Source organism: Aeromonas schubertii, from assembly GCF_000820105.1.
Taxonomy (GTDB): Bacteria; Pseudomonadota; Gammaproteobacteria; order Enterobacterales; family Aeromonadaceae; genus Aeromonas; species Aeromonas schubertii.
This window is the reverse complement of record NZ_CDDB01000088.1, coordinates 57,650-67,259: the sequence shown is the minus strand read 5'-3', so window position 1 is coordinate 67,259 and position 9,610 is coordinate 57,650. Positions and strand designations below refer to the sequence as shown.

9 protein-coding genes are annotated in these 9,610 nt (G+C 62.7%); 2 read left to right on the top strand and 7 right to left on the bottom strand.

Annotated features, from left to right (window positions below; translation table 11 throughout):
- Positions 1-1,014, bottom strand: a 1,014-nt coding sequence (gene radA / locus BN1133_RS17395; RefSeq protein WP_050667718.1) for a DNA repair protein RadA, incomplete at its 3' end; no start/stop codon positions are given.
- Positions 1,015-1,101: 87 nt separating this feature from the next.
- Entirely contained in the window at positions 1,102-1,353 is a 252-nt protein-coding gene (locus BN1133_RS20500; RefSeq protein ID WP_231686293.1) for a hypothetical protein, read from the bottom strand.
- Between the two features lie 3 nt (positions 1,354-1,356).
- On the opposite strand from BN1133_RS20500, the gene BN1133_RS17390 reads away from it, so the two are divergent.
- The gene (locus BN1133_RS17390; RefSeq protein WP_231686292.1) at positions 1,357-3,525 is read left to right on the top strand and encodes a PilZ domain-containing protein; all 2,169 of its coding nucleotides are present in this window, start codon (positions 1,357-1,359) and stop codon (positions 3,523-3,525) included.
- On the opposite strand, the gene BN1133_RS17385 is transcribed toward BN1133_RS17390, so the two are convergent.
- Positions 3,500-4,399, bottom strand: a complete 900-nt coding sequence (locus BN1133_RS17385; protein WP_050667716.1) for an alpha/beta fold hydrolase — start codon at positions 4,397-4,399, stop codon at positions 3,500-3,502. The genes BN1133_RS17390 and BN1133_RS17385 overlap by 26 nt on opposite strands.
- A gap of 21 nt (positions 4,400-4,420) precedes the next feature.
- Positions 4,421-5,425, bottom strand: a complete 1,005-nt coding sequence (gene serB / locus BN1133_RS17380) for a phosphoserine phosphatase SerB (protein ID WP_050667722.1) — start codon at positions 5,423-5,425, stop codon at positions 4,421-4,423.
- A 108-nt stretch (positions 5,426-5,533) separates the two neighbouring features.
- Between serB and BN1133_RS17375 the strand changes: the two genes are divergently transcribed.
- Positions 5,534-6,205: a YtjB family periplasmic protein gene (locus tag BN1133_RS17375; protein WP_050667715.1), complete on the top strand. Its 672-nt coding sequence runs from the start codon at positions 5,534-5,536 to the stop codon at positions 6,203-6,205.
- A gap of 41 nt (positions 6,206-6,246) precedes the next feature.
- Here the strand turns inward: BN1133_RS17375 and deoD are convergent, their stop codons facing one another.
- From deoD to deoA, 3 genes are all read right to left on the bottom strand, one after another.
- Positions 6,247-6,963: a purine-nucleoside phosphorylase gene (gene deoD, locus BN1133_RS17370; protein WP_050667714.1), complete on the bottom strand. Its 717-nt coding sequence runs from the start codon at positions 6,961-6,963 to the stop codon at positions 6,247-6,249.
- 71 nt (positions 6,964-7,034) lie between these two features.
- Complete coding sequence (locus BN1133_RS17365) at positions 7,035-8,243, bottom strand: phosphopentomutase (RefSeq protein WP_050667713.1); 1,209 nt, start codon at positions 8,241-8,243, stop codon at positions 7,035-7,037.
- A 15-nt stretch (positions 8,244-8,258) separates the two neighbouring features.
- A complete protein-coding gene (gene deoA / locus BN1133_RS17360) occupies positions 8,259-9,590 on the bottom strand; it encodes a thymidine phosphorylase (RefSeq protein WP_050667712.1) in 1,332 nt (443 codons plus the stop codon).
- Positions 9,591-9,610: the final 20 nt, after the last annotated feature.

Here is a 9,610-nt window from a genome sequence, read left to right as displayed (position 1 = left end):
CATGGCGAGACGGTTGTGATCCATCCCCACCGCCACCCGCCGCGGGTTGGAGAGTTGGGAGTAGTCCACCAGCGCCTGCAGCTCCACCAGCAGGGGACGGGTCCCCTCCCAGATCACCATGACCACCGAGCCGGGGGACTGCTCCTCGCCACGGCTCAGGAAGATGGCCGAGGGGTTACTCACCTCACGCATCCCCTGTCCGGTCATGGCAAACACGCCGAGCTCGTTAACCGCCCCGAAGCGGTTCTTGTGGGAGCGCAGGGTTCGGAAACGGGAGTCGTGGCCACCGTCGAGCAGGATGGAGCAGTCGATGCAGTGCTCAAGCACCTTGGGGCCGGCCAGGGTGCCGTCCTTGGTGACGTGGCCAACCATGAAGATGGCCACGTTGTTCTGCTTGGCGTAGCGGGTCAGCAGAGCGGCGGCCTCGCGCACCTGGGAGACCGAGCCCGGCGCTGACTGCACATCCGCCACGTGCATCACCTGGATGGAGTCGATGACCATGATCTGCGGCTGCTCCTGCTGGGCAATCACGCAGATCTGCTCGACCGAGGTCTCGGAGAGCATACGCAGCTTGTCGGTGGGAAGCCCAAGACGCGACGCGCGCATCGCGACCTGCTGCAGGGACTCCTCCCCGGTCACGTACAGGGTCTTCATCCGCTCGGCCAGACCACACATGGTCTGCAGCAGCAGGGTCGACTTGCCCGCCCCCGGATTACCACCGATAAGGATGGCCGAGCCAGGCACCACGCCGCCCCCAAGCACCCGATCGAGCTCCTTGAAGCCCGAGGTGAAGCGCGGAATCTCGGTGGTGGCGATCTCGGCCAGGGTCTGCACCCGACTGCCGGCGGCACCCGCATAACCGGTGAAACGGGCCGGACCACCCCGTGGTGAACTCACCCCGAGGCGCACCTCGGTAATGGTATTCCACTCCTTGCACTCCGAGCACTGGCCCTGCCAGCGGCTGAAATCGGCCCCACACTCGGAACACACGAAGGCACTCTTGTTCTTGGCCATGGTCACAACTCTAATCTAAGACAGAATATTTCGATGCTTGATATACTTGTTTGCACTTGGCAGATCAAATCGCCCTTGGATTAAAAATCACTCATTGCGCAGCAGGCAGGCATGGAACGCGATATCGATAATACGCTGCTCGAGCAGTTGATACCCCTGTTGCGTGAACCCGACTTTGACGATCTGTTCGAGCGGGTCACGCATCAGGAGGGTAGCAACAGCCGATTCTTGATAAAAATGGAGATAAACCGCCTCTGCACCCCCTGCCGGCGCGTTATCGATATGCGGGATCACCTCGGCGAACTCTGCCAGATCGCCGAATACAAGGGCATACAGCATGCCATGCCTCCGGAAGCCTGGGCCCTCTTCAACTCCCACTGCTACCTCTATCGCGACCAATACACCCTCGGCGTCTACGAGGCCCTGGCCCAGTGGCAAAAGGAGCACTCCAACGGTCGCCTGACGAGCAATGGTGCCGCCCAGTTACAACCCCCCGAAAGTCCGCTGCGCCAGTTTGACGTCAAACGGGTGATGTTCGCCAGCTACTACGGCCGACGCGAGGAGCGGATGCACTTCAGCTCCCCCGTGCTGCTCAAGACCCATGATGGTGAGCGCCTGTTTGCCAAGACGTCGGATCTCTCGGTTGGCGGCATCAAGGTACAGGTACCCCATCTCCCCCCCTATCTGCCGGGAGACGAGCTGGAGGTCTACTTCACCGGGCTGGAACGAGAGAGCCCCCACCCGGTACTGCACCAACCGGTCAAATACCAGATCCTGGGAGAGAGCCGTCGCGATGACAGGATCTGGCTGCGGCTGCTGCGCCTCGGCGAGAATCGGGAGTTTGACGACTTCCTGCGTAACTTCATCGACAGTAACAAGAGCCGCTACCGGGTCAGCGTCGATTACCTGCTCTCAGCCGCCATCATCAAGGGGTACGAACAGTACTACCTGCCCCGTATGGGCGGCATTCCCCTCTTCTTTGGCACCGGTGAGGCGCCACGCCTCGAGATGGCCCTGCGTACCGAGAATAACCAGGGCATCCTCGAATACTGGCGTGACGAGCACAACCGGGACATGCTGGGCGGCCTCTTCACCGCCCTGCGCATGCAGCGCCTGCTCAAACAACCGGAGCCCACCAAGGAGACGGTGATCTACAGCTTCACCCACTCGGTGCGCAGTCATATCTACTTCTTTTCCGCCACCCGGGAAGAGCTCGTCGAGAGCGGCCTGCGGGATCTCTTCTTCCAGGTGGGGGCCCGCCGCCCCAGCTGGCGTGTCTATCGCTTCATCATGGAGCCCTGCAACCTGATGGAGGCCGACATCAGCAGCCTGCTCCCCGGTGAGCAGGGCAACCCTCAGGACGCCTTGCTACAACAGAGGCTCAAGCAGATAGCCTACGTCGGTATGCTGCAGCAGATCGACAACGAACTCACACTGGAAGATTACCAGCTCCCCCCTCTCGAGGGACGCAACGCCAACGAACTGCAGCGCTTCGGCCACCCGATCACGGCCGACCCCTTCGAGGTGGAGACTCTCCACTACATTCAGTTGCGCAAGGAGCGTCGCTACAGCCACAAGACGGCGGTGGTGCTCCGCTACGGGGGCAAGAAACACCTGGGCTGGACCCGGGATATCTCGACCCATGGCCTGCAGATCGAGCTGGAAGAAGGAATCCATTGCCAGAAGGATGATGTGCTCTCCCTCTCCCTGCCGAGCCTGCAAGAGCTCTCCAAGAGCATGGACCTGCGCAACCTCGCCTATCGGGTGGTGGGGGGCAACGGTAGCGGCACCGTACTGCACCTGTGCATCGACGGAGCACCGGAGCGTCACGTGGGTCGCCAGTTCTTCACCCTGCTTATCGAGAGCAACCAGAACAAACTCAAGGCGGTGCAGGAGGGGCGGCGTTACCGGGGGCTGGCGCGTGCACTGCGCAATCTCTATACCCATCACCTCTACACCGTTCCCTTCTATGTCAACAAGCTCAAGAGCGGCACCCGGATCACCGCGGTAGGACGCTGCGCCCGACCGCGCAGGCTCGACCCTCTGTTGACCACCTTCGCCGAGCAGGAAGGAATGGATAACCTGGCCCCCCTGCTCGGGGGAGAGATGTACAAGTCACTGGTGCTTGACGTGCTGCGCGAGCGACAGCGGGAGGAGGCCCCTGCCGAGCAGGAGGTCTACATCCACCTGTGGCAGGGGAAAGAGGCACTCCCCCAGAGCGAGTGCCACCGGGTTGACGCCTTTGCCAGCCGGGAGGATCGCCACGCCTTCGTGAGCCGTGCGGTGGCCAATGGTCACTTCTTCTCGGTCAGGGTCGCCCTGTCGCGTACCGGGCGCCCCGATACCAACTTCATCGCCAACGAACTCGACTACATCGCCAAGTTCGCCATCCACAAGGCGCGCCAGCTCGAAGAGGAGCTCTGGAGCGTGGTGGGGTTGGGGGATCTTGTCGACACCACGGCCGCCACCCTGTTTGCCCTGGGGATCACGCCACCTGATCCAGCCAACTGAGGATGGCGGGGAAATGATCCTCGGTCGCCTGAGGCGCCGTCAGCATGTTGATATGGTCGTAGTCCAGCCGGTTACCATTGGCCCGTGAGAGCAGGGTAAAACGCCCCTGCGCCCCCATCTCGTTCTGAAAATGCTGCACATCGTTCGGATGGCCGAGCACCCGGTCCGCCCGGGCCGCAATCATCCAGAGCGGCGGCCAGCTGACCCCGGAAGCGGCACTGTCGTAGTCAAAGCCGTCTCGTGGATCGACCCAGGGACCGCCTTTGACCCAGGGGATGGTCTCCTGCAGATAGGCGAGCGGCTCGTCATCGGCCCCAATCCCGTAGCGACGGGCGGCGAAGAAGCCGTGGCGACGCGCCAGCCAGGGGGCCAACCGGTTCCACAGCAGATCCACCTTGAACCAGCGCTCCGGCCCCTGCACCGAGATTCCGCGCTTGGTGCCGAAAAAGAGCAAGGAGGCCACCTCCCCACTGAGGGGTGGCTGGCGCACCAGGGTTGAGGCCATGATGACGCCCCCCCAGGAGTGGGCCATCCAGTGTACTCTGGCGCCCCCATGTCGCTCCCGCACCCAGGCGTGCAGGGCAGGGATATCCTCGGTAATGAGCTCAAATTGACCGTGCTGCGCCTCATTGGCGATACAGGGCTGGCTCGCCCCACGTCCACGCAGGTCGGCCACATAGACACAAAATCCGTGGCGGGCCAGAAAACAGGCAAGCCCCTTGCCCGATTCGGTGTAGAAGATGCGGCCATTCTCGATGGCGCCGTGCACCATCAGCACGGGTTCACCGTGCACGGGCACGGCCGGTGCGATACGGCGCACATGCAGGGAGTGCTCCCCCACGGTCACATAACAGGATTCTTGTTCCAGTGTCATAGGCCCTCCCTGGCCTCTCGCTTATCGATCCCAGCGCAGGAGTGCGGCACCCGAGGCCTGCAACAGGCTGAGCACCCCGTCCAAATCGTGATGCTCAATGCTGGCCGCCGCCTGGGCACGCACCACGGGTTTGGCGTGAATGGCGATACCAAGCCCTGCGGCAGCCATCATCTTCAGGTCGTTGGCCCCATCGCCGACGGCCACTCGCTGCGACCGAACAACACCATACTGCTCCCCCAGTCGGGTGAGCACCTCGGCCTTGACGGTAGCATCGACGATGGGGCCGCTCACCAGACCGGTCAGCTTGCCATCCTCCACCGCCAGCTCGTTGGCAAAGATGGCATCGAGCCCCAGCGCCTGCTGCAGCTCACCGGCGAAACGGGTAAAGCCCCCCGAGGCGATGGCCACCCGCCATCCGGCTTGTTTCAGGGTCTCGACCAGTTCGGCCAGACCCGGCATCCAGGGCATGTGAGCGGCCACCTCATCGAGGATCCCGACCGGGGCACCGGCCAGCAGGGCCACCCGGTTGCGCAGGCTATCGGCAAACTCCAGCTTGCCCTGCATGGCTGCCGCCGTCACCGCCGCCACCTGCTCCCCGACACCGGCAAGCCGGGCGATCTCGTCGATACACTCGATTCGAATCGCGGTGGAGTCCATGTCCATCACCAGCAGGCCCGGCTCGGCCAGGGTCGGCAGGGTCGCCAGATGGGCGACCTCGAAGGGCAGCGCCAGCTCCCGCAAAGAGTGCGCCAGCTCGGGGGAGAAGCGATCACAGCCGAGCAGCAGGGTCTGACGGCAGGCGGGCGCCGGCGGGTAGAGGCAAGTCTCGACCCGGTGACGAGCCAGTACAGGGGCAAGGGCGGCCAGGTGTTCGGCCGTGACGGCCTCGCCTGTGATAACCAGCCAGGCCGCTTGCAGAGGATCGGCCGAGGGATGGAGAGCATCCAGGGAAAGGCGCCAGAGAGGGGCGCCACTTAGCGCCTCAGACCAGGCCTGCGGCGAGGCAGGCAGCGTTGAAATCCGTATCACGTTCAGAGGGTTCCATCTGTCAAAGTGGAGCCAGAGTAGCGTATTGCATTTTCCGCAGGCAAGCGCCAAGATCCCGCACTATTCCCCGCCAGCGGAGTTGCCTGCGTGCGTCATCAACCCCTCAAACGGACCCTCAGCCTGACTCTGGGTGCCCTGCTCTGTGCCTGGGTACTGACCACCCTGCTCGGCATCGAGGCCGCCGAACGCCAGGCGCTCAATGCCCAGGCCCGGGAGCAGGCCGAGGCGCTGGTCAGCTACGCGGCCCGCAACATGAGTCGCTGGTTGCAAGAGAAGAACAAAGACGAGCTCTCCCTGCTGGCCGACAACCTGGCGCGCGATCCCCTCATCACGGATGTGACCCTCTACGACGGGCGTGGCGTCCCCGTCGCCCAGTCGGGCAATGCCCTCCCCCTGGAGTCCCTGCTCCCCATCGGCAGCGATAACCGCACACCACCGAGCGGAGGGCGCAGGCCCTTCGTCGAGGAGATCCGCAAGGGGGACGATACCCTGGGCTATCTGCGGATCACCCTGGAGGAGCAACAACTGCTGGAGCCGCTGCAGGAGAGGTTACTGCGCCAGCAGGAGCGACAGCGGCTGATGCTACTGGTGATGCTGATGGCCGGCTTCCTTATCTCCTTCGGTGTGCGTCGCAACTATGTGCGAGTGCGCAAGCACAGGAAGCGTAGCGCAACCGCCACGCTACCCACCCCGGCCCAGAGCGAGCCCAGCGAGCCCAGCGAGCAGCAGGGTGACGACACCCCACCGAAAACACAATAAAAAAACGGCGGCCAGTTGGCCGCCGTTCTCATCTCGCAGGATTATTTGTCGCCCAGCAGGACGGACTCCAGCGCGATCTCGATCATGTCGTTGAAGGTCAGCTGACGCTCTTCGGAGGTGGTCTGCTCACCGGTACGGATGTGGTCGGAGACGGTGCAGATGGTCAGAGCCTTGGCACCGAACTCGGCAGCCACACCGTAGATACCGGCAGCTTCCATCTCAACGCCCAGGATGCCGTACTTCTCCATCACGTCGAACATGGAGGGATCCGGGGTGTAGAACAGGTCGGCAGAGAAGATGTTACCGACGCGAACCGGGGTACCCTTGTTCTTGGCGGCCTGGACGGCGTTGGCCACCAGGTCGAAGTCGGCGATGGCGGAGAAGTCGTGATCCTTGAAGCGCAGACGGTTCACCTTGGAGTCGGTGCAGGCGCCCATGCCGATGACCACGTCACGCAGCTTCACATCTTCACGAACGGCACCGCAGGAGCCAACACGGATGATGGTCTTGACGCCGTAGTCGGTGATCAGCTCCTTGGCATAGATGGAGCAGGACGGGATGCCCATGCCGTGACCCATGATGGAGATGCGACGACCCTTGTAGGTACCGGTGAAACCGAACATGTTGCGCACGTCGCACACCTGTTCGACGTTCTCCAGGAAGGTCTCGGCGATGTACTTGGCACGCAGGGGGTCACCCGGCATCAGAACTACGTCAGCAAAGGCGCCATCTTTCGCGTTGATATGAGGAGTTGCCATTCTCTTATTCCTTCACACTTGATTGGTTGTTGTGTTTTTTTAAGGTCCCGCCTGCCGGCGGGACCCGTCAGTTACAGAAAGCTGGTGCCGTACTGCAACGTGGGCAGCCCGTGATAGGCCGCAATGCTTTGGCCGATGTCGGCGAAGGTCTCGCGACCACCAACACTGCCGGCCTTGACCGGTTTGCCGTAGAAGATTACCGGAATATGCTCGCGAGTGTGATCGGTTCCACCCCAGGTCGGATCACAGCCATGGTCGGCGGTGATCACCACCACGTCACCATCCTGCAGCAGGGCAAACAGCTCCGGCAGGCGGGCATCGAAGTACTCGAGCGCATCGGCGTAGCCCTTCACATCACGGCGGTGGCCGTAGGCGGAGTCGAAGTCCACGAAGTTGGTGAAGACGATGGTGTTGTCACCGGCGGCTTTCACCTCTTCCAGGGTGCGATCCCACAGCTCGGTGAGGCCAGTGCCCTTCACCTTCCTGGTGATCCCCTGCTCGGCATAGATGTCGGCGATCTTGCCGATGGAGACCACCTGACCGCCGGCGTCTTTCATGAAGTCGAGTACGGTCGGCGCCGGCGGCAGCACAGAGTAGTCGTGACGGTTGCCGGTACGCTTGAAGTCACCCTTGCCGCTGCCCACGAACGGACGGGCGATAACCCGGCCGATGTTGTAGGGCTCGAGCAGCTCTCGTACGATCTTGCACAGCTCATAGAGCTTCTCGAGACCATAGGTCTCTTCGTGGCAGGCGATCTGGAACACGGAGTCGGCAGAGGTGTAAAGGATCGGCTTGCCGGTGCGCATATGCTCTTCACCCAGATCATCGAGCACCTGGGTACCGGAGGCATGGCAGTTGCCAAGGTACCCCGGCAGGCCAGCCTTCTCGACGATGGCGTCAAGCAGCTCCTTCGGGAAGCTGTTGTGATGGTCCTTGAAGTAGCCCCACTCAAACAGCACGGGAACGCCGGCAATCTCCCAGTGACCGGACGGGGTGTCCTTGCCGGAGGAGAGCTCCTTGGCGTAACCATAGGCGGCCACGACCTCGGTCTGCTTGTCGAGCCCCGCCGGGAAGAGACCGGAGGAGAGCTCACAGGCATGACCCAGACCCAGCTTGGTCAGGTTCGGCAGGGTGAGGGGACCGCGCCCCTCAACCTTGCCCTCGGCACACGCCTTGGCGATATGGCCGAAGGTGTTGGCGCCTACGTCACCGAACTTGTCGGCATCGGCGGCAGCGCCGATACCGAAAGAGTCCATCATCAGGATAAAGGTACGTTTCATGGGTGTTCCCCTTACTTACAAATCGGCCAGAGTGATGCGGCGATAGACCTCGGGCAGCGCCTCGGGGATATCGTCACCAATCCGGATAGCAGCTTTCACCATGGCGGCTGCCTGAGCATACTGGTCCTCACTCTGAGCATGGATCAGTGCCAGCGGTTTGTCGGCATTGACCTCATGGCCCAAGCGTACAAAATCGGTCAGACCGACTGCATAGTCGAGTCGATCGGCCGGCGCGCGGCGACCACCGCCCATGGCGACCACCGCCAGCCCCAGCCCACGGGTGTCCATGGAAGAGACGACGCCACTGCGGTCGGCGTAGACCGGGCGCACGATGGCGCTTTTGGGCAGATAGCTGTCGTAACGCTCCATAAAATCGCTCGGGCCACCCAGGCCGGTCACCATGCGACCAAAGATCTCGGCCGCCTTGCCGTTGTCGAGCACCGCCTGCAGCTTGGCGCGAGCCTCACTCTCATCGCTGGCGAGGCCGGCGGAGATCAGCATCTCGCCAGCCAGTGCCATGGTCACGGCGTGAATGCGCGGGTTGCGATACTCACCGGTCAGGTAGCGCACCGCCTCGCGCACTTCAACCCCGTTACCGGCACTGGAGGCCAGCACCTGGTTCATGTCGGTGAGCAGTGCAGTGGTGCGGCAACCGGCGCCGTTGGCCACGGCGACGATGCTCTTGGCGAGCTCCTCGGAGGCCTCGAAGGTCGGCATGAAGGCGCCGGACCCCACTTTTACGTCCATCACCAGGGCTTCCAGACCGGAGGCCAGCTTCTTGGAGAGGATGGAGCCGGTGATCATGGCGATGGATTCGACGGTGGCGGTCACGTCACGCACCGAGTAGATGCGCTTGTCGGCCGGGGCGAGATCGCCGGTCTGACCTATGATGGCCACGCCGGCTTCACGCACCACCTTGATAAAGGTGTCGTTGTCGACAGAGGTCTGGTAACCCGGGATGGCATCGAGCTTGTCCAGGGTACCACCGGTGTGGCCCAGGCCACGACCGGAGATCATCGGCACGAAACCACCGCAAGCGGCGACCATCGGGCCGAGCATGAGAGAGACCACATCACCCACGCCGCCGGTGGAGTGCTTGTCGACGATGGGGCCACCCAGGTTGAGGGGCGCCCAGTCGAGCACCATGCCGGAGTCACGCATGGCGCAGGTCAACGCGACGCGCTCGTCCATGGTCATATCACGGAAGTAGACCGCCATGGCCAGGGCCGCAATCTGCCCCTCACCGATAGAGCCGTTAGTGATGCCCTGGACGAAGAACTGAATTTCTTGGGTACTGAGCGCTTCACCGTTGCGCTTCTTGCGAATTATTTCTTGAGGCAAAAACATCTTTCATTCCCTCCGCGCCG